This window comes from Pseudomonas sp. Con_6, assembly GCF_059379395.1.
Window position 1 is genome coordinate 6,996,912 of record NZ_CM182011.1, and the last position, 18,317, is coordinate 7,015,228.

The 18,317-nt window shown below is 62.6% G+C and carries 16 protein-coding genes and 1 pseudogene; 8 read left to right on the forward strand and 9 right to left on the reverse strand.

Annotated features, from left to right (window positions below):
• Position 1 precedes the first annotated feature (1 nt).
• Both AC5QPF_RS31715 and zigA read right to left on the reverse strand, forming a co-directional pair.
• Entirely contained in the window at positions 2 to 637 is a 636-nt protein-coding gene (locus AC5QPF_RS31715; protein WP_494961484.1) for a DUF1826 domain-containing protein, read from the reverse strand.
• Positions 637 to 1,848 carry a zinc metallochaperone GTPase ZigA gene (gene zigA / locus AC5QPF_RS31720; protein ID WP_494961485.1) on the reverse strand — a complete coding sequence of 404 codons (1,212 nt, stop codon included), beginning with the start codon at positions 1,846 to 1,848 and terminating at the stop codon, positions 637 to 639. Before zigA ends, AC5QPF_RS31715 begins: the two co-directional genes overlap by 1 nt.
• A 128-nt stretch (positions 1,849 to 1,976) precedes the next feature.
• Here zigA and AC5QPF_RS31725 point away from each other — a divergent pair, with 128 nt between their 5' ends.
• From AC5QPF_RS31725 to AC5QPF_RS31735, 3 genes are all read left to right on the forward strand, one after another.
• Positions 1,977 to 2,360: a glutamine synthetase gene (locus AC5QPF_RS31725; RefSeq protein ID WP_494961486.1), complete on the forward strand. Its 384-nt coding sequence runs from the start codon at positions 1,977 to 1,979 to the stop codon at positions 2,358 to 2,360.
• Between the two features lie 74 nt (positions 2,361 to 2,434).
• Entirely contained in the window at positions 2,435 to 3,322 is an 888-nt protein-coding gene (gene folE2 / locus AC5QPF_RS31730; RefSeq protein ID WP_494961487.1) for a GTP cyclohydrolase FolE2, read from the forward strand.
• Positions 3,323 to 3,340: 18 nt separating this feature from the next.
• Positions 3,341 to 3,901, forward strand: a complete 561-nt coding sequence (locus AC5QPF_RS31735) for a gamma carbonic anhydrase family protein (RefSeq protein WP_330072875.1) — start codon at positions 3,341 to 3,343, stop codon at positions 3,899 to 3,901.
• On the opposite strand, the gene AC5QPF_RS31740 is transcribed toward AC5QPF_RS31735, so the two are convergent.
• Complete coding sequence (locus AC5QPF_RS31740; protein ID WP_494961488.1) at positions 3,898 to 4,425, reverse strand: DUF3617 family protein; 528 nt, start codon at positions 4,423 to 4,425, stop codon at positions 3,898 to 3,900. The two genes, AC5QPF_RS31735 and AC5QPF_RS31740, sit on opposite strands and share 4 nt — an antisense overlap.
• 128 nt (positions 4,426 to 4,553) lie before the next feature.
• Between AC5QPF_RS31740 and cls the strand changes: the two genes are divergently transcribed.
• Positions 4,554 to 5,993, forward strand: coding sequence for a cardiolipin synthase (cls, locus tag AC5QPF_RS31745; protein WP_494961489.1), 1,440 nt, complete (start codon positions 4,554 to 4,556; stop codon positions 5,991 to 5,993).
• On the opposite strand, the gene cfaB is transcribed toward cls, so the two are convergent.
• Entirely contained in the window at positions 5,994 to 7,178 is a 1,185-nt protein-coding gene (cfaB, locus tag AC5QPF_RS31750) for a C17 cyclopropane fatty acid synthase CfaB (protein ID WP_494961490.1), read from the reverse strand.
• Between the two features lie 211 nt (positions 7,179 to 7,389).
• On the opposite strand from cfaB, the gene lpdA reads away from it, so the two are divergent.
• Entirely contained in the window at positions 7,390 to 8,790 is a 1,401-nt protein-coding gene (gene lpdA, locus AC5QPF_RS31755) for a dihydrolipoyl dehydrogenase (RefSeq protein WP_494961491.1), read from the forward strand.
• Between the two features lie 102 nt (positions 8,791 to 8,892).
• Here lpdA and AC5QPF_RS31760 read toward each other — a convergent pair whose 3' ends face one another.
• Positions 8,893 to 9,660 (reverse strand): methyl-accepting chemotaxis protein, encoded by a 768-nt coding sequence (locus AC5QPF_RS31760; RefSeq protein WP_375547338.1) that lies wholly within the window; start codon positions 9,658 to 9,660, stop codon positions 8,893 to 8,895.
• 135 nt (positions 9,661 to 9,795) lie between these two features.
• Positions 9,796 to 10,857: pseudogene (locus AC5QPF_RS31765) on the reverse strand (cache domain-containing protein); the annotation flags it as partial.
• A 443-nt stretch (positions 10,858 to 11,300) separates the two neighbouring features.
• Here AC5QPF_RS31765 and AC5QPF_RS31770 point away from each other — a divergent pair.
• From AC5QPF_RS31770 to AC5QPF_RS31780, 3 genes are read left to right on the forward strand one after another with little or no spacing between them, the layout of a single operon-like run.
• Positions 11,301 to 12,890: an MFS transporter gene (locus tag AC5QPF_RS31770; RefSeq protein ID WP_494961492.1), complete on the forward strand. Its 1,590-nt coding sequence runs from the start codon at positions 11,301 to 11,303 to the stop codon at positions 12,888 to 12,890.
• A gap of 34 nt (positions 12,891 to 12,924) precedes the next feature.
• Positions 12,925 to 13,548 carry a VTT domain-containing protein gene (locus AC5QPF_RS31775; RefSeq protein ID WP_494961493.1) on the forward strand — a complete coding sequence of 208 codons (624 nt, stop codon included), beginning with the start codon at positions 12,925 to 12,927 and terminating at the stop codon, positions 13,546 to 13,548.
• Between the two features lie 39 nt (positions 13,549 to 13,587).
• On the forward strand, positions 13,588 to 14,019 hold the full coding sequence (locus AC5QPF_RS31780; protein WP_494961494.1) for a DoxX family membrane protein: 432 nt from the start codon (positions 13,588 to 13,590) through the stop codon (positions 14,017 to 14,019).
• A 48-nt stretch (positions 14,020 to 14,067) separates the two neighbouring features.
• Here the strand turns inward: AC5QPF_RS31780 and glmS are convergent, their stop codons facing one another.
• From glmS to glmU, 3 genes are all read right to left on the reverse strand, one after another.
• Entirely contained in the window at positions 14,068 to 15,903 is a 1,836-nt protein-coding gene (gene glmS, locus AC5QPF_RS31785) for a glutamine--fructose-6-phosphate transaminase (isomerizing) (protein ID WP_494961495.1), read from the reverse strand.
• 3 nt (positions 15,904 to 15,906) lie between these two features.
• Positions 15,907 to 16,683, reverse strand: coding sequence for a DeoR family transcriptional regulator (locus tag AC5QPF_RS31790; RefSeq protein WP_494961496.1), 777 nt, complete (start codon positions 16,681 to 16,683; stop codon positions 15,907 to 15,909).
• Positions 16,684 to 16,869: 186 nt separating this feature from the next.
• Positions 16,870 to 18,237 (reverse strand): bifunctional UDP-N-acetylglucosamine diphosphorylase/glucosamine-1-phosphate N-acetyltransferase GlmU, encoded by a 1,368-nt coding sequence (glmU, locus tag AC5QPF_RS31795; protein ID WP_494961497.1) that lies wholly within the window; start codon positions 18,235 to 18,237, stop codon positions 16,870 to 16,872.
• Positions 18,238 to 18,317: the final 80 nt, after the last annotated feature.

Below are 18,317 nucleotides of genomic sequence, written 5' to 3' on the forward strand. Positions count from 1 at the left end.
CTCAGGCCAGCCAGTCAAGGGTCAGAATCAGGCGGCGACTGCCTTTATCCACAGATGGTGAGCGGTGCACAAGACCGCAGCCCTCGTTGCCCAGCCATTTCTCGCCCTTCAGCAACGCCACGTCACCACAGGCCAATTGGCGGATATCCACAGGGTCGACTTCCGTCTGGGCCAGTCGTCTACGATCGACCGCACCCTCTTCCAGCCACTCGCTGGCAGGCCCCGCGTAGGTGCTGATCAGGCGCAGCGGCACATGGTCGACATGAAAGCGCGGGCACATGGCGCTTTCCAGCACCCGCAAGCGCAAGCCGACGCTGCGCGCATCGAGCAGACAGGCGTAGGCACCCACCAGCCAGCCGAGGTCGGCTATAAAGCCTTCATAGCCGGAAATATCGCCGTAGGCGCTGGCGATCCCGTCGAGCGGCGGCACTTCGCCGTCCTTGCCGATCTCCAGGGTGCGCGCATCGGCCAGCGGCTCGTTCAGCGACAGCAGCAGACGGGCGAAGTCCTCGATATGCGCCGGCAGGCGACGCTGCCAGACCGCCAGGTTGACTCCATCCTGCAAGGCCTCAGTGAGCACTTCAGGCGTTTCTCCAAACGCCTGGCGCACCGGTACCAGCGCTTCAGCGAGCAGCATCAGGCCACCTCTTCCTGGTCATGCCAGGCACCGAACGGGTCCGGCAGGACCCGCCACGTTGCAGCGCCCAGAGCCATTTCCTCGTCGTCGAGCAGACACGCGTCCAGCTCGGCATGCAGCAGTTCCACATCGATATGCTGGCCGATGAACACCAACTCCTGCCGGCAATCCCCGCACTCCGGGTCCCATTGCTCGAGAATCGCCGCGGTGCTCTGCGAATCCTGCGGCCAGTGCGCCTTGGGCACAAAACGCCACCAGCGCCCGGCGAATCCATGGCGCATCATGCCGCCGGCCTGGGACCAGCTGCCGGCTTCCTGATACTTGCTGGCGAGCCAGAAGAAACCCTTGGAGCGCAGCAGCCGGCCATTCACCCAGGGTCTGTGGATAAAGTCGAAGAAGCGTTGCGGATGCAGCGGTCGGCGAGCTTGCCAGACGCTGGCGGCAATGCCGTACTCCTCGGTTTCCGGCACATGTTCGCCGCGCAGCTCCTGCAACCAACCCGGAGCACTGGCGGCGCGCTCGAAGTCGAACAGGCCGGTGTCGAGGATGTCCTTGAGGTCGACTTCGCCCATGACCATCGGCACGATCCGCGCGTGGGCGTTGAGCCGGCGCAGGATGGCGCTCAGCTCTTCGCGCTCGTGGCTGCTGATCAGGTCGATCTTGCTCAGGAGGATGACGTCAGCGAACTCCACCTGGTCGATCAGCAGGTCGCTGATCGACCGCTCATCGTCTTCACCCAGGGTTTCGCCGCGGGAGGCAAGGCTTTCGGCGGCCTGGTAGTCGCGTAGGAAGTTCAGGCCGTCGACGACGGTGACCATGGTGTCGAGCCGGGCCATCTCGGCCAGGCTGCGACCCTGGTCGTCGCGGAAGGTGAAGGTTTCGGCCACCGGCAGCGGCTCGGCGATGCCGGTGGATTCGATCAGCAGGTAATCGAAACGGCCTTCGGCAGCGAGGCGGCCGACCTCTTCCAGCAGGTCCTCGCGCAGGGTGCAGCAGATGCAGCCATTGCTCATCTCCACCAGTTTCTCTTCGGTGCGGTTAAGGCTGACGTTGCGCTGCACCTCGGTGGCGTCGATATTGATCACGCTCATGTCGTTGACGATCACCGCCACCCGAAGGTTGTTGCGGTTGCGCAGCACATGGTTGAGCACCGTGCTCTTGCCGGCACCAAGAAAGCCGGACAGCACGGTTACGGGAAGACGATCGGGCATGGCGCAGTTCCTCATCAGGGCGGCAAAGTGCATTCGAGCGATGTTTTGATTGAATGTTATATTATAACAATGCACTTTAGCCAACCGCCTGTCCGGCCTTCGCTGCCGCAGACGGTGAAAGGATCTTCATGAAGTCACTGCCAACACTGCTGTGGATTACCTTGCTCTGCGCCGTCGCCAGCGCTCAGGCGGCGGTACCGACCGTCCAGCTCGCCGACTGCACGCGCAGCGCCAACCTGCTGGCCTGTGCCGATCGCCAGGGCAGCTACTACAGCGTACAGACCCAAGGCTCGACCATTTACCTACGCGGCTACGACGCGCCAAGCCATCGACGCTGGGCACAGACCAGCAGCCGCTACGGCCAGCTCACCTTCCACACCGGCCTGGCCAGCGATGGCGAAGCTTGGGTCGGCTACAGCCGCCGGGTAGGCTGGACCACTCTGAACCGTATTTCCAGTTCCAGCAGCCAGCGCTTCAGCCTGCGCTGCAACCGTCTGACCGGTTGCGAGTGAGCCGTGGAAAAAGTGCTGGCAATAGAATTGTTATAATGTAACGTATTGCAGACTTCTACTCGATGGTTCGCAACATGACCGCCCTGACCCTTCCCGATATCGCCGCCCAGGCCAACGGACAATCCCTGCCGCTGGACTGGGTCGGCATGTGCGGCATCGCCCTACCAATCCGCCTCGACGAGCACTCCTTGCACGCCACCGCCGACGCCGGTGTGGACCTAAGTGATGGCTCCTCTCGCGGAATCCATATGTCGCGTCTGTACCTGGCCCTCGCCGCGTTCAAGGATGAAGCGCTGTCGGTTGCCTTGATCCGCCGAGTGCTTGGCCAGTTCCTCGACAGCCATCAGGGACTGTCCACCTCCGCGCATCTCACCCTGCGCTTCGACGTGCTGCTGGAGCGGCCAGCGCTGGTCAGTTCAGAATCCGGCTTTAAACGTTATCCGCTAGTCCTCGAAGCCAGACTCTCCGCCGAAGTGTTCCACGTGGAACTATTAGTGGACGTGGTCTACTCCTCCACCTGCCCATGTTCCGCCGCACTTGCCAGGCAGTTGATTCAACAGCAGTTCCTGACCGACTTCGGCAACCGCAGCCTGACCCACGAAGAAGTACTGAGCTGGCTCGGCAGCCCCCAGGGCATCGTTGCGACTCCACACAGCCAGCGCAGCACCGCGAAACTGCGCATACGCTTGAAGCAGGACTGCAACGAGCTACCGATCCGGGAACTGATCGATCGGGCCGAGGCTGCCTTGGGCACCGCCGTACAGACGGCAGTGAAGCGCGCCGACGAACAGGCGTTCGCCCTGGCCAACGGGCAGAACCTGATGTTCTGCGAAGACGCCGCCCGGCGCCTGAACCTGGCAGTACGACACCTGTCTTCGGTGGCTGGCTTCCAACTGCGCGTGGAACACGCGGAGAGCCTGCACGCCCATGACGCTGTCGCCCAAAGCCAGTGGAACTGGTAACCGAACGGAGATACTTCGATGATCCGCAAGAACCCGACCGGCGATCTGCCGGTCATTGCCGAATCCGCGTACGTGGACCACACCGCAATCATCTGCGGCAAGGTGGTGATTGGAGAGAATGTGTTCGTCGGTCCGTACGCGGTGATCCGCGCCGACGAGGTGGATGAGACCGGCTCGATGCAGCCGATCGTCATCGGCTGCAACTCGAATATCCAGGATGGTGTGGTGATCCACTCCAAGTCCGGTGCCGCGGTGACCATCGGCGAGTTTACCTCCATCGCCCACCGCTCGATCGTCCATGGCCCCTGCACCGTGGGCAACCGCGTGTTCATCGGCTTCAACAGCGTACTGTTCAACTGCGTGGTCGGCGACGGCAGCGTGGTACGACACAACTCGGTGGTGGATGGCCGCGACTTGCCGGAGAATTTCTACGTGCCATCCACTACCCGCATCGGCCCGGCCACCGATCTGGCGCAGTTCCCGCCGGTCAGTGTGAGCGCCTCGGAGTTCTCCGAAGACGTCGCTCACACCAATATCGATCTGGTGAAGGGCTACAAGGCCCTACAGAACGAGTTCTAGCTGCGCGGCTTCACCGTCCCGCAGTTGGCGCCCAGCCATACCGCCCGGGTGTTCATGCTGCCCTGCTGCTGAACCCCGCTGGCATTGAACGTGCCTTGCACCGCGGTGGTGAATTCACGGTCGCTGAGGAACTGCGCCTGACCGGTACCCTGGGCTTTAGGGCAACTGAACTCGAACTTCCAGGTCTTGCCGCTGCGGTCGGTGATGCGCTGGGTGCAGCCCGACTGCGGGTCCTGCAGGGGGATGTCATCGGTCTTCACCTGCTCCGGGGTCAGGCAGGAGCGCACGCCCTTGCCGCCCACGGTAATGCCCTGCTTGGCCAGCGCGCCCTCCATCATCGCCCGCTGCTCCGGCGGCAGGTTCTTCAACTGGCCGAGCATGAATTCCATATCCGGCAGCGGCTTGCCATCGACCTGCATGTTGCTGGTGGTCAGCTCCCACAACCCCGGTTGCAGCATCTGCGCCTGGACCAGGGGACTCGACAGGCCAATCAGCAGCGCTAGCGCCGACACGCGAATGTTCATCTTGTGACTCCTGAAATTTCCGGCCCTGTGCCGGATGTGGCTTGGACTTCGAAAAGCCCCTTGGGTTGCAAGACTAGTCGGGATCGTGGTCTGTTAGAGGCTCGATTGGCGGATCGCACAGGATGTGTATGGATTACCACAGCCTCCAGTTCTTCGGTTACCTCATCGGTGCGACGCATTTCATCGGCGCGCTTGCCGCCGTCCACGCGGTGCTCACTGTGCGTACCGCCCAAGGCTCGATCGCCTGGGCCCTGTCGCTGCTGTTCATGCCCTACCTGACCCTGATCCCCTACCTGATCTTCGGCAGCCGCACCTTCGACGCTTATATCCAGGCACGTCGCCAGGCCAACCAGGAAATGCACGTGGCTATGGCCGACCTGAACTGGCGACCTTGGGTCGAGGAAGCCCTGGCAGCCAGTAACTCGCCCGCCTACGCCGGATTGCGCGCCCTGCCCAAGCTCGGGCGCATGCCCTGCCTGGCGAACAACCGGGTGCACTTGCTGGTCGATGGCCATGCCACCTTCGAGGCGATCTTCAAGGCCATCGAGCAAGCGCGCGACACGGTGCTGGTGCAGTTCTTCATCATCCACGACGACCAGCTCGGGCGGCACCTGCATGCCCTGCTGCTGAAAAAGGCGGCCGAGGGCGTGAAGATCTTCGTGCTCTACGACAGCGTCGGCAGCCATGCCCTGCCCGCCCGCTACAGCCAGAGCCTACGCGACGGCGGCGTGGAGATTCGCGCCTTCGCCACCCGCCGCGGCTGGTTCAACCGCTTCCAGGTCAACTTCCGCAATCACCGCAAGATCGTCGTGGTGGATGGCGTGCAGGGCTTCCTCGGCGGACATAACGTCGGCGACGAATACCTCGGGGGCAGCCCGCACCTGTCGCCTTGGCGTGACACCCACGTGCAGGTCACCGGCCCGGTGCTGGCCTGCCTGCAGGAATCCTTCGCCGAGGACTGGTACTGGGCCGCGCGCGCGCTTCCGCCGCTGATTCTCCCGGAGACCTACCCGGAGAACGGCCTGCTGTGCCAGGTCCTGGCCAGCGGCCCGGCCGATCCCCAGGAAACCTGCTCGCTGTTCTTCGTCGACGCCATCCAGGCGGCCCAGCACCGGGTGTGGATAACCAGCCCTTACTTCATCCCCGACGAGGCGGTTTTCGCCTCGCTGCGCCTGGCGGTGATGCGTGGCGTGGATGTACGCATCCTCATCCCGTCACGCCCGGACCACCGCGTGGTCTACGCCGCTTCCAGCCTGTTCGCCTTCGAGGCCGTGCGCGCCGGGGTGCGGATGTTTCGCTACCAGCCAGGCTTCCTGCATCAGAAGGTGATGCTGGTGGACGACGACGTGGCCGCCATCGGCAGCGCCAACCTGGACAACCGCTCGTTCCGCCTGAACTTCGAGATCACCTTGGTGACCATCGACCAAGGCTTCGCCGCCACGGTGGAAACCATGCTGGTGAGTGACTTCGAGCAATCCCGGGAAATCACTCCGGAAGACAGCCGTGACACGCATCGCCTGCAACAGCTGGGGATGCGTATCGCGCGGTTGATTTCGCCGATCCTGTGATCAGCGATACAGGTCTTCGCGGGTCAGCGGCAGGTCATGGCTGCCATCGGCGCGGGGTTTGACGGCGAGGATCTGGTGCAGGTTGATCCAGCCTCGGGAGAAGGCATAGGAACAGCCGGCCAGGTAAAGGCGCCAGATGCGCAGGGCCTTTTCCGGGACCATGGAGGACGCCTCGGCGAGACGTGATTCCAGATTGTCGCTCCAGAACTTCAACGTACGCGCGTAGTGCAGACGCAGGCTTTCCACGTCGACCACTTCCAGCCCCGCTTCGCTGATGAAGCCGCTGATCATCGACAGGTGAGGCAGCTCGCCATGGGGGAAGACATAACGCTCGATGAAGTTGCCAGCGCCACGCCCCACCGGACGGCCATCGGTGTGCTTGGCGGTGATGCCATGGTTCATCACCAGGCCGCCCTCGCGCACCGCACCGAACAGACGCTGGGCATACAGTTCGAGGTTGGCGTGGCCGACGTGCTCGAACATGCCGACGCTGACCACCTTGTCGAAACGGCCATCCTGCGGCAGGTCGCGGTAATCGAGGATCTGCAGCTCGACCTGCTTCTCAAGGCCTTCCGCCGCCACCCGCTCGCGACCGAGGGCCAGTTGCTCCTTGCTCAGTGTGATGCCGAAGACACGCGCGCCATACTCGCGCGCGGCGAAGCGCGCCAGCCCGCCCCAGCCACAGCCGACATCCAGCAGATAGTCGCCCTTCTGCAGGCGCAGCTTGCGGCACAGGTGGTCGAACTTGTTCTGCTGGGCCTGATCGAGACTGTCGTCGGGCGTCTTGAAGTAGGCGCAGGAGTACGCCATGTCGCGATCCAGCCACAACTGGTAGAACGCGTTCGACAGGTCGTAATGGTAGGAAATCGCCGCCGCGTCGGTGGCCTTGTCGTGCTGGCTGCGTACTGGCAGTTCCTCCTCCTCGTCCTTGAGCAAGGCTTCGCTCAGTTCATCGCAGATGCGGATGACTTCGCTCATGGTGCCTTCCAGGTCCAGCTTGCCTTCAACGAACGCCGAGCCCAGTTCGTCCAGGCCCGGGTGGGTCAGCTGGCTGATCATGCTGGGGTCCTTGATCATGATGGTGACCTGAGGCTGCGGACCCAGATCGAACTCATGGCCGTCCCACAGACGCAGACGGAGCGGAAGATGCAGGCTTTGCAAAACCGGTGGAAGTTGCACGAGCATGAACTGAGCCTCCCCATTTATACATACGGACGTCACCGAAACAGGGTAGTTCATAGATTCGAACTGTCCGGCTATCGCGACGATAGTCGAACGCTATCAAGAACTTCCCAGCCGCAGATTTTGCGCAAAACCAAGGCATAAATTGTATACAATCGCCAAATCGAGCGATTAACCTTGCGCCACTGTCGATTCTTCATCCGGGAGCAAAACAATGAAAAGCTACGACGTCATCATCATCGGCGGCGGTCCCGGCGGCTACAACGCCGCCATCCGCGCCGGCCAGCTGGGCCTGAGCGTGGCCTGCGTGGAAGGCCGTTCGACCCTCGGCGGCACCTGCCTGAACGTCGGCTGCATGCCATCCAAGGCGCTGCTGCATGCTTCGGAGCTGTATGAGTCAGCCGCCAGCGGCGAGCTGGGTCATCTCGGCATCGAGGTCAAGCCGAGCCTGAACCTGGTACAGATGATGAAGCAGAAGGATGAGAGCGTGACCGGCCTGACCAAGGGCATCGAGTTTCTCTTTCGCAAGAACAAGGTCGACTGGATCAAGGGCTGGGGCAAGCTGGACGGTGTCGGCAAGGTCAAGGTCAGCGACGACCAGGGCAACGTCACCGAGTACCAGGCCAAGGACATCGTCATCGCCACCGGTTCCGAGCCGACGCCCCTGCCCGGCGTGACCATCGACAACCAGCGCATCATCGATTCCACCGGCGCCCTGGCGCTGCCCGAGGTACCCAAGCACCTGGTGGTGATCGGTGCCGGCGTGATCGGCCTGGAGCTGGGTTCGGTATGGCGCCGCCTGGGCGCTGAAGTGACCGTGATCGAATACCTCGACCGCATCTGCCCCGGCATCGACGAGGAAACCGCCAAGACTCTGCAACGCTCCCTCGCCAAGCAAGGCATGAGTTTCAAACTGGGCAGCAAGGTGACCCAGGCCGCGCCATCGGCCGACAGCGTCAGCCTGACCCTGGAGCCCGCTGCGGGCGGCGAAGCGCAAACCCTGCAGGCGGACTACGTGCTGGTGGCCATCGGTCGCCGTCCCTATACCCAGGGCCTGGGCCTGGAAAGCGTCGGCCTGAGCACCGACAAGCGCGGCATGCTGGAGAACCAGGGCCATCGCACCCGCGTGCCGGGTGTCTGGGTGATCGGCGACGTCACCTCCGGCCCGATGCTGGCGCACAAGGCCGAGGACGAAGGCATCGCTTGCATCGAGCTGATCCACGGCAAGCCGCACGAGGTGAACTACGGCCTGATCCCGGGTGTGATCTACACCAAGCCGGAGCTGGCCACCGTGGGCAAGACCGAAGAACAACTCAAGGCCGAAGGCCGCGCCTACAAGGTCGGCAAGTTCCCGTTCCTGGCCAACAGCCGGGCCAAGATCAACCACGAGACCGAGGGCTTCGCCAAGGTCATCGCCGATGCCAATACCGATGAGGTGCTGGGCGTGCACCTGGTAGGACCGAGCGTCAGCGAGATGATCGGCGAGTATTGCGTGGCAATGGAATTCGCCGCCTCGGCGCAAGACATCGCGCTGATCTGCCACCCGCATCCGACCCGCTCCGAGGCGTTGCGCCAGGCGGCGATGAATGTGGATGGGATGGCGATGCAGATCTGATCTTCAGGGCCCCAACGCCGGCTCCCACAAGGACCGCATGCACCGCGCCCCCTGTGGGAGCCGGCGTTGCCGGCGATGAGGCCAGTACTGACTACAGAAGAATCAGGTCCTGAACCGCGAAACCAGGCTCCTGAACTCCTTCGACAACTCATTCAACTGCCGCGAATCCGCCTGTGCCGACCCGGCAAGTTCCTCGATCAACTGCGCATCCGCCTGGATCTGGATGATGTGCTGGTTGATGTCTTCCGCCACCTGGTGCTGCTCTTCAGCCGCCGTGGCGATCTGCGTGCTCTGGTCGCGGATCTCGTCTACCGACGCACGAATCCCCTCGAAGCTGTCCCGCGCCTCGCGAATGCTGTCGACGCTCTGCTGCGACATGTCCAGGCTGCTGCGCATCTGCTGCGTGACATCCTGCGCCCGGCGCGCCAGCCCACCGAGCAGGCCATCGATCTCACCGGTCGAGTCAGCGGTACGCTTCGCCAGTGCCCGCACTTCATCGGCTACCACGGCGAAACCACGTCCCTGCTCTCCAGCCCGCGCCGCCTCGATCGCTGCGTTCAGCGCCAGCAGGTTGGTCTGCTCGGCAATCGAGCGGATGGTGCCGAGGATGGTGTTGATGTCCTGGCTCTCGCGCTCCAGCTCCTGCATGGCCTCCGTGGCCTGCAACAGGTTCTCGCTGAGACGGGCGACGCTGCTGGTAGCCTGTTCGATCTGTTGCTGGCCGGTACTGACCTGGCGCTGCCCGGCATCGGCCGAGGTCGCCGCCTGGCTGCAGGATTTCGCCACTTCGTTGGCGGTGGCGACCATTTCGTTGAACGCCGTCGACACCAGTTCCACCGCCTGGCGCTGGCGCCCGGTGGCATCGCCCATGTTCGAGGCAATCTGGCTGTTGGTTTCCGAGGCGGTCTGCAGATCGGCCGAGGCATGGCCAATGCGCTGAACCAGAGCGCGGATACGTTCCAGGAACTGGTTGAACCAGCCGGCCAGGGTCGCGGTTTCGTCATTGCCTGTGATCGGCAGCGAACGGGTCAGGTCGCCTTCGCCCTGGGCGATGTCTTCCAGGCTGCCGGAAACGCCGTTGATAGGCTTGATGATCACGTTGGCAAACGCCGCGCCGAGTGCCGCGAAAAGCACCGCCAGCACCAGAGCAATAACGGCGATGGTCCAGGTCAGGCTGGTGACCCCGGCCATGACTTCACTCTTCTCGATCAGACCGATGAAACGCCAGCCCAGGGTCGGCGAGGTCCAGACGTTAGCCATGTAGCGCTTGCCGTCCAACTCCACCTCTACCAGGCCCTTGCTGGTGCCGGCCAATTGCGCGTATTCGCCGCCCAGGTCCTTAAGCTGCTTGAAGGCGTGGTTCGGATTGCTCGGGTCCACCAGAACCGCGCCGGTGTCCTCGACCAGCATCAAATAGCCGCTTTCGCCCAGCTTGGTTTTACCGATGAAGCCGGCCAATTGCCCCAGTGACACATCGGTACCCATCACTCCGACCACTTCGCCGGAAGGGCCGTGAATGGTGCGTACCGTACAGATCAGTGCTTCCTTGTCCCACAGGTACGCGCTGGTGCGCATGACCTTGCCGGGGTTGGCGACCGCCAACTGGTACCAGGGGCGCTTGCGCGGATCGTAGTTCTTCAGTTGCGCATCGTCGGGCCAGGCCACGTAGTTGCCATCGGTGCGCGCCATCGAGACGAACGCCGTGGTCGGGTGCGCCTTGGCGTAGCGGGTGAACCGTTCGAGCAAGGCACGGCTGCCCTCGGACAGAGGGATGCTCGGTGCGTCCTCACCGGTATAAACCTTCAGTTCCTTCGTGTTGACGATCTGCGGGTCATCGGCCCATTGCGCGACGTTCTGCGCGATGGAGTCGAGGAAGACGTTGACCGTGTTATCGATCTGCCGGATCTCCCGGCCAGAGGTATCCACGAAGCCATCGCGGGCTTGTTCGTTGAGGTTGTAGACCACCAGGCAGGCGATCAGCGCCACCGGGATGACGGCGAGAACGCCGAATGCACACGTCAGCTTTGTTTTTATATTCATGCGTTGGCTTCCGATACGACGTGCCATGAGCTCACGGACTCAGAGGGCTTTGGGATCTGCTGCTGCGCGCCGGCCGAGGGCAGGAAAACCGCTCTGCTGGACGTTTCAGCACGTCGGAGAATGGCAATTTGATGTTTCCGGCGCAAGACACCGGAATCGCCTTTGGGCCCCGAATCTACGGGGTTTCTACCAAAGCTGATCGCGTGGACAGGACAGGTTCTTGCCTGTTTTCACTACTTTTGTCTGGCAGATCGTTTCTGCTGGAAGCCGTTCGCGGCGCGACCCTTGCGACGTGCAGCGGCTTGAGAAAAAAGGAAAAAGAAGAAGGCAGGAAAATATTGTCACCCTGAGAGGGACAGTCATTCAACTTAATCGCTATTTGTACACGCAGATAGCGACAGTAAAGTGACTGACACAACGCACCGGGCCCCGTCCTGGATCACGTCCTCCCTCTCAAAGGCGACAACGGAATGAGCACATCGACATCAGGCGCCTGGAGTCCCCTGCGCAACCGCACCTTCCGCCTGCTGTGGATCGCGACCATCGCCTCCAACATCGGCACCTGGATGCACGAGGTCGGCGCCGGCTGGCTGATGACCACCCTGTCCGTCAACCCGTTGCACGTGGCGTTGATCCAGGTCGCGGGCTCGCTACCCATGTTCTTCCTCGCCCTGCCGGCCGGCGCGGCAGCCGACATCGTCGATAAGCGCCGCTACCTGTTGCTCGTGCAACTGTGGATGTCGGCAGTGGCCGTGACCCTGGCCAGCCTGACGCTGCTGGGCCTGATGAACGTTACCCTGCTGCTGGTCCTCACCCTCGCCCTGGGCATCGGCACCGCGCTGATGATGCCCGCCTGGAGCGCGCTTACGCCTGAACTGGTGGGCAAGGAAGACCTGCCCAACGCGGTGGCGATCTCCAGTGTCGGCATCAACGTGTCGCGAGCGATCGGGCCGGCGCTGGCGGGTTTGGTGGTAAGCCTGGTCGGACCATGGCTGACCTTCGCCCTTAACGCGATCTCGTTCGCTGGCGTCATCCTGGTGCTGTTCACCTGGAAGCGCGAGGTGAAGGAACCACTGCTTCCCGCGGAGCGCTTCCTCGGCGCCATGCGTACTGGATTGCGCTTTACCCGCAGTTCCAAACCCCTCCAGGCCGTGCTGGTTCGCGCCCTCGCCTTCTTCCTGTTCGCCAGCGCCGGGACATCGCTGCTGCCGCTGATCGTACGCGGCGAGATGCAGGGCACGGCCGCCGACTTCGGCATGTTGCTCGCGGCAATCGGTATCGGTGCCGTCGGCGGTGCGACCCTTCTGCCACGTCTGCGGGAAAGGGTCAGCCGGGATCGCCTGGTGATGATTGCCAGCCTGCTCTACGCGCTGTTCCTGCTGGTGCTGGCCTCGGTCCGCAACTTCTACGTGCTGATGCCGGCGATGCTGCTGAGTGGTGCAGCCTGGATCGCCGTGCTTTCCAACATGCAGGTCGCCGCCCAGACCGCGGTGCCGGCGTGGGTACGGGCGCGGGCGCTGTCGGTGTACATCCTGGTGTTCTTCGGCGCCATGGCCGGTGGCGGGCTGCTCTGGGGCAGCATCGCCAGCCACGCCTCGATCACCCTGAGCTTGCTGCTCGCCGCGGGTGGACTGGCCGTCGGCACCCTCATCACCTGCAAGGTCGCGCTTCCCGAGACCGAGGCCGAGGAACTGGCCCCTTCGCTGCATTGGCCAACGCCGCTGCTGAGCGACGAAATGGATCAGGAGCGCGGTCCGGTCATGGTGACGGTCGAGTACCACATCGATCCCAGCAAAGCCGGGGAGTTCGTTGAAGCCGTCCGCGACCTGAAAGCCATGCGCAAGCGCAACGGCGCGCTGTCCTGGGGGCTGATGCAAGACAGTGCCGAGCCTGCCCTGTGGCAAGAGTTTTTCTTCGAGGAATCCTGGCTTGAACACCTGCGCCATCACCACCGCGTGACCCGCGGCGAACTGAAGATCGAGGCCCGGGTGCGGACGTTTCAAACGGACGGTGTGCCGGTGCGGATTCGTCACCTGCTGGCGCAACGACACACTCACTGAACCCGTTTTCATCCCTTTTGCCAAAGGTGTCGCCATGGGCTTCGTCGAGAGCTTCGCAAGCAGTCATCCGTTGTCCCTGCTGGCCCTGAACGTGTTCGGCGATCAGATCGGCCTGCCTGTCCCCTCCTACCCGTCGCTGGTGCTGGCAGGAGCGTTCGCCAGCGAGCAAGGCTCATCGGATCTCGCGCTGATCGTGTTGATGGCAATGCTCTGCTGCTTGCTGGCCGACAGTCTCTGGTATGTCCTGGGCGCGCGCTTCGGCGACGTCCTCACCCGCAGGATCGGACGCAGTTCACCAAGGATGAGCGCCGCCCTGACGCACGGGCGAAACGCCTATCTGCGGCATGGGGCGGTAGTGCTGGTCTTTGCCAGGTTCATCCCCGGTGCGGGCGCGGTTTCCACCTTGCTGGCGGGGCAGATGGGCATGTCCAAGGCCCATTTCGTTGCCTGCAGCCTACTGGGTTCGACGCTCTGGAGCGGCAGTGCGCTCGCCCTGGGTGCTGGCTTCGGCGAAACGATCCTGTACGCCTTCGAATGCCTCAAGGAGTACCTGGCGCTCGGCCTGCTGACACTGGGAGTTGGCGTCCTGGCCTTGCTGGTTTTCCGGGTCGTACCTTCAGTCCTGAGACACGCCATGGGGCGTCCGGTCAGCCGCTAGCTATCGACACTTCCACTTCCCGACACAAGGACTCATCCAATGGACATCCAACGCACCAACAAAACCTGGGCAGACCTCTCATTACCCTTTGGCCTGCTGTTCCTGAGGGTTTCGGCGGCCGTACTTCTGCTGCAGATCCACGGCCTGCCGAAGCTGCTCAACTGGAGTGTCGAGTTGCAACGGATCGAAGATCCCTTTGGCCTGGGGCCAACACTGACCCTGACAATAGCGGTGTTTGCGGAGGTGGTTTGTCCGGTACTGCTGATCCTGGGCGTGTTTGCCCGGCTGGCCTGTCTGCCGGTATTGGCAGTGCTGGGTGTGGCGCTGGTGGTGGTGCATCCTGGGTGGACACTGGAAGAGGGACAGTTCGCCTGGCTGTTCGCCGTGCTTTATGCAGGGTTGGTGATTACGGGGCCGGGCGCTTGGGTCGTCAGGCTGCCCAAGTCATTGCGGGAAGGGGCACGGGGATGAAGCGGAAGGCCGGAGAGGCGAACCTCTCCGGCATGTAGGGACCGTCGCTTACTCGACCGTTACGGATTTGGCCAGGTTCCGTGGCTGATCCACATCAGTCCCCTTCAGCACCGCCACGTAATACGAAAGCAACTGCAGAGGAATGGTGTACAGAATCGGCGCCAGGGCATCGGCGATGTGCGGCATGGAAATGACGTGGGTGCCTTCGCCATTGCTCATGCTTGCCTGTTCATCAGCGAAGACCACCAACTGACCACCACGCGCACGGACTTCCTGCAGGTTGGACTTGAGCTTTTCCAGCAACTCGTTGTTCGGTGCCACGGTCACCACCGGCATGTCGTCGTCGACCAGGGCCAGCGGACCATGCTTGAGCTCACCCGCCGGGTAGGCTTCGGCATGGATGTAGGAGATTTCCTTGAGCTTCAGCGCACCTTCCATCGCCACCGGGAATTGCGCACCGCGGCCGAGGAACAGGGTGTGGTGCTTGTCGGCGAACAGCTCGGAGATCTTCTCGACGGTGGCGTCCATAGCCAACGCCTCACCCAGGCGCACCGGCAGGCGGCGCAGTTGCTCCACCAGCTCGGCTTCGACGCCAGCGCCTAGAGTACCGCGCACCTGACCCAGGGCCAGGGTCAGCAGCATCAGCGAGACCAGTTGGGTGGTGAAGGCCTTGGTCGAAGCGACGCCGATTTCCGGGCCGGCCAGGGTGAGCAGGGTCAGGTCGGATTCACGTACCAGCGAGCTGATGCCGACGTTGCAGATCGCCAGGCTGCCGAGGAAGCCCAGTTCCTTGGCGTTGCGCAGGGCGGCCAGGGTGTCGGCGGTTTCACCGGACTGGGAGATGGAAACGAACAGGGTGTCCGGCTGCACCACTACCTTGCGGTAGCGGAACTCGCTGGCAACCTCGACTTGGCACGGAATGCCGGCCAGTTCTTCCAGCCAGTAACGGGCGACCATGCCGGCGTGGTAGCTGGTGCCGCAGGCAACGATCTGGACGTTGCGCACCTTGGCGAACAGCTCGGCCGCTTTCGGACCGAAAGCCTGGACCATGACGTGGTCCGTACCCAGACGGCCTTCCAGCGTGCGCTGGACCACGGTGGGCTGCTCGTGGATTTCCTTGAGCATGAAGTGGCGATAGGCGCCCTTGTCGGCGGCTTCCGCACCTTCGTGGTATTGCACGGTTTCACGCTGTACCGGGGCGCCGCTGGCGTCCCAGATGGTCACCTGCTCCCGACGGATCTCGGCGATGTCGCCTTCTTCCAGGTACATGAAACGGTCGGTGACCTGGCGCAGGGCCAGTTGGTCGGACGCCAGGAAGTTTTCGCCAAGACCCAGACCGATCACCAACGGGCTGCCACTACGGGCGGCAACCAGGCGATCAGGCTGCTTGGCGCTGATAACCGCCAGACCGTAAGCGCCATGCAGTTGCTTGACCACAGCCTTGAGGGCGTCGGCCAGGTCAGGAATGGTCTTCAGGGTGTGGTCCAGCAGGTGCACGATCACCTCGGTATCGGTCTCCGAGCTGAACACGTAGCCCAGGGACTTGAGATTTTCGCGCAGGACCTCGTGGTTCTCGATGATACCGTTGTGCACTACCGCCAGCTGATTACCGGAGAAATGCGGGTGGGCGTTGTGCTCGGTCGGTGCGCCGTGGGTGGCCCAGCGGGTGTGGGCGATGCCCAACTGGCCGGCCAGTGGATCGGCTGCAACCGCAGCCTGCAGCTCGCTGACCTTGCCGATGCGCCGACGGCGCTCCAGAGTGCCTTGCTGGGTGAAGACGGCCAGGCCAGCGCTGTCATAACCGCGGTATTCCAGACGCTTGAGGCCTTCGATCAGAATGGCGGTGATATTGCGCTCGGCGATGGCGCCAACGATTCCACACATAAATTAACGCTCCTGGCTGATAGCGGCACAAATCACGTTGATGCCGCGGGCTTCAATCTGTTCGCGTGCCACTTGGGGCAGGCGTTCATCGGTAATCAGGGTATTCACGCTGCTCCACGGCAGCTCGAGGTTGGGGATCTTGCGTCCGACCTTGTCCGACTCGACCATCACAATCACTTCCCGAGCCACCTCGGCCATGACCCGGCTCAGGCCGAGCAGTTCGTTGAAGGTGGTGGTGCCACGGACCAGATCGATGCCATCGGCACCGATGAACAACTGGTCGAAATCGTATGAACGTAGCACCTGCTCGGCGACCTGCCCCTGAAAGGACTCCGAATGCGGGTCCCAGGTACCGCCCGTCATGAGCAGTACCGGCTCGTGCTCCAACTCGCTGAGGGCACGGGCGACGTTCAAGGAATTGGTCATCACCACCAGGCCGGGCTGCTGGCCCAGTTCGGGAATCATCGCGGCAGTTGTACTGCCGCTGTCGATGATGATTCGTGCATGCTCGCGAATCCGCGAGACAGCTGCACGGGCGATTGCTTTCTTGTACTGGGAAACCGGCTGGGCCTGGTCGGCGATCAGTTCCTGCGGCATTGTCACCGCACCACCGTAGCGACGCAGCAGCAAGCCATTGGATTCAAGGGCGGCGAGATCCTTGCGGATGGTGACTTCGGACGTTTCGAAACGCCTTGCCAACCCATCCACACTCACTTCGCCCTGTTCGTTGAGCAACGCGAGGATGTTATGGCGACGTTGTGGCGTATTTCGTTTCGACATTCGGCTTTAAGTTTCGATTCGAAAGATAAGTGCGCAGATCAAAACCCAAAGCTTTCATTTGGTCAAGCGCCAATTCGATGAAAGGCGATGTGGATAACATTTCCCGCTTATTCACACGATAAGGCAGAAATAAAAAAGCCGACTTATGCACAAGGCAGGTCGGCCTTTTCCCGAGCTGTGGATAAATCAGCTCTTCTTGATCTTCTCTGGCCGCTTCCAGCCATCGATATTACGCTGGCGCGCACGCGCCACGGCCAGTTGGCCCTCGGCGACATTCTGGTTGATGGTCGAGCCAGCAGCCGTGGTGGCACCCGACTGGATATCCACAGGGGCGACCAGCGAGTTATTGGAACCGATGAACACGTCCTCGCCAAGGATGGTCTTGAATTTGTTGGCGCCATCGTAGTTGCAGGTGATGGTGCCCGCTCCAATGTTCGTGCGTGCGCCGATCTCGGCATCACCCAGGTAGGTCAAGTGACCGGCCTTGGCGCCTTCACCCAGGTGGGCATTCTTCAACTCGACGAAGTTACCCACATGGGCCCGGGCTTCCAGCACGCTGCCCGGACGCAGGCGGGCGAATGGACCGGCATCGCTGCCCTCGCCCATCACCGCACCTTCGAGATGGCTGTTGGCCTTGATGATCGCGCCCTTGCGCAGGGTGCTGTTCTTGATCACGCAATTCGGGCCGATCTGTACATCGTCCTCGATGACCACCTTGCCTTCGAGAATCACGTTGATATCAATCAGCACGTCGCGGCCGACGGTGACTTCACCGCGCACATCGAAGCGCGCCGGATCCCGCAGGGTCACGCCCAGGGCCATCAGGCGACGGGCCTCGCGGAACTGATAGTGGCGCTCCAGCTCGGCCAACTGACGACGGTCGTTGGCGCCCTGCACTTCCATCGGGTCGTGCGGTTGCTCGGTGGCGACGACCAGCCCGTCGGCCACGGCCATGGCGATCACGTCAGTCAGGTAGTACTCGCCCTGGGCGTTGTCGTTGGACAGGCGTCCCAGCCATTCGGCCATGTGCTTGCCAGGCACGGCGAGGATACCGGTGTTGCCTTCGCGGATGGTCTTCTGCGCATCGCTGGCATCCTTGTGCTCGACGATGGCTGCGACCTTGCCGTCGGCGTCACGGACGATACGGCCATAGCCGGTCGGGTCGTCCAGGGTGACGGTGAGCAGGCCCAGTTGCTGATCGTTGACCTTGGCCAGCAGGCGCTGCAGGGTTTCGACCTCGATCAGCGGGACGTCACCGTAGAGAATCAGCACAGTGTCGGCACTCAGGGCCGGCAGGGCTTGGGCGACCGCGTGGCCGGTACCCAGTTGCTTGTCCTGCAGCACAAAATTCAGATCATCCGCGGCGAGACGCTCGCGTACCAGCTCGGCACCGTGGCCGATCACCACATGGATGCCTTGGGGCTGAAGCTGGCGGGCGCTGTGGATAACATGGCCGAGCATGGAATCGCCGGCGACCGGATGAAGAACCTTAGGCAGGGCGGAACGCATGCGCGTGCCTTGGCCCGCAGCGAGAATGACGATATCGAGAGACATTGACTGGCTACCAATCCTGGGCGGTCAGCGCTGTGACCGGAAGAAAACAGCGGAAAAAGAAAAAGGGTAGCCGAGGCTAC

Coding starts and splice junctions, on each gene's coding strand:
- AC5QPF_RS31715 (WP_494961484.1), bottom strand. CDS start 637: ATGCTGCTCGCTGAAGCGCTGGTACCGGTGCGCCAGGCGTTTGGAGAA.
- zigA (WP_494961485.1), bottom strand. CDS start 1,848: ATGCCCGATCGTCTTCCCGTAACCGTGCTGTCCGGCTTTCTTGGTGCC.
- AC5QPF_RS31725 (WP_494961486.1), top strand. CDS start 1,977: ATGAAGTCACTGCCAACACTGCTGTGGATTACCTTGCTCTGCGCCGTC.
- folE2 (WP_494961487.1), top strand. CDS start 2,435: ATGACCGCCCTGACCCTTCCCGATATCGCCGCCCAGGCCAACGGACAA.
- AC5QPF_RS31735 (WP_330072875.1), top strand. CDS start 3,341: ATGATCCGCAAGAACCCGACCGGCGATCTGCCGGTCATTGCCGAATCC.
- AC5QPF_RS31740 (WP_494961488.1), bottom strand. CDS start 4,425: ATGAACATTCGCGTGTCGGCGCTAGCGCTGCTGATTGGCCTGTCGAGT.
- cls (WP_494961489.1), top strand. CDS start 4,554: ATGGATTACCACAGCCTCCAGTTCTTCGGTTACCTCATCGGTGCGACG.
- cfaB (WP_494961490.1), bottom strand. CDS start 7,178: ATGCTCGTGCAACTTCCACCGGTTTTGCAAAGCCTGCATCTTCCGCTC.
- lpdA (WP_494961491.1), top strand. CDS start 7,390: ATGAAAAGCTACGACGTCATCATCATCGGCGGCGGTCCCGGCGGCTAC.
- AC5QPF_RS31760 (WP_375547338.1), bottom strand. CDS start 9,660: ATGGGCGATGCCACCGGGCGCCAGCGCCAGGCGGTGGAACTGGTGTCG.
- AC5QPF_RS31770 (WP_494961492.1), top strand. CDS start 11,301: ATGAGCACATCGACATCAGGCGCCTGGAGTCCCCTGCGCAACCGCACC.
- AC5QPF_RS31775 (WP_494961493.1), top strand. CDS start 12,925: ATGGGCTTCGTCGAGAGCTTCGCAAGCAGTCATCCGTTGTCCCTGCTG.
- AC5QPF_RS31780 (WP_494961494.1), top strand. CDS start 13,588: ATGGACATCCAACGCACCAACAAAACCTGGGCAGACCTCTCATTACCC.
- glmS (WP_494961495.1), bottom strand. CDS start 15,903: ATGTGTGGAATCGTTGGCGCCATCGCCGAGCGCAATATCACCGCCATT.
- AC5QPF_RS31790 (WP_494961496.1), bottom strand. CDS start 16,683: ATGTCGAAACGAAATACGCCACAACGTCGCCATAACATCCTCGCGTTG.
- glmU (WP_494961497.1), bottom strand. CDS start 18,237: ATGTCTCTCGATATCGTCATTCTCGCTGCGGGCCAAGGCACGCGCATG.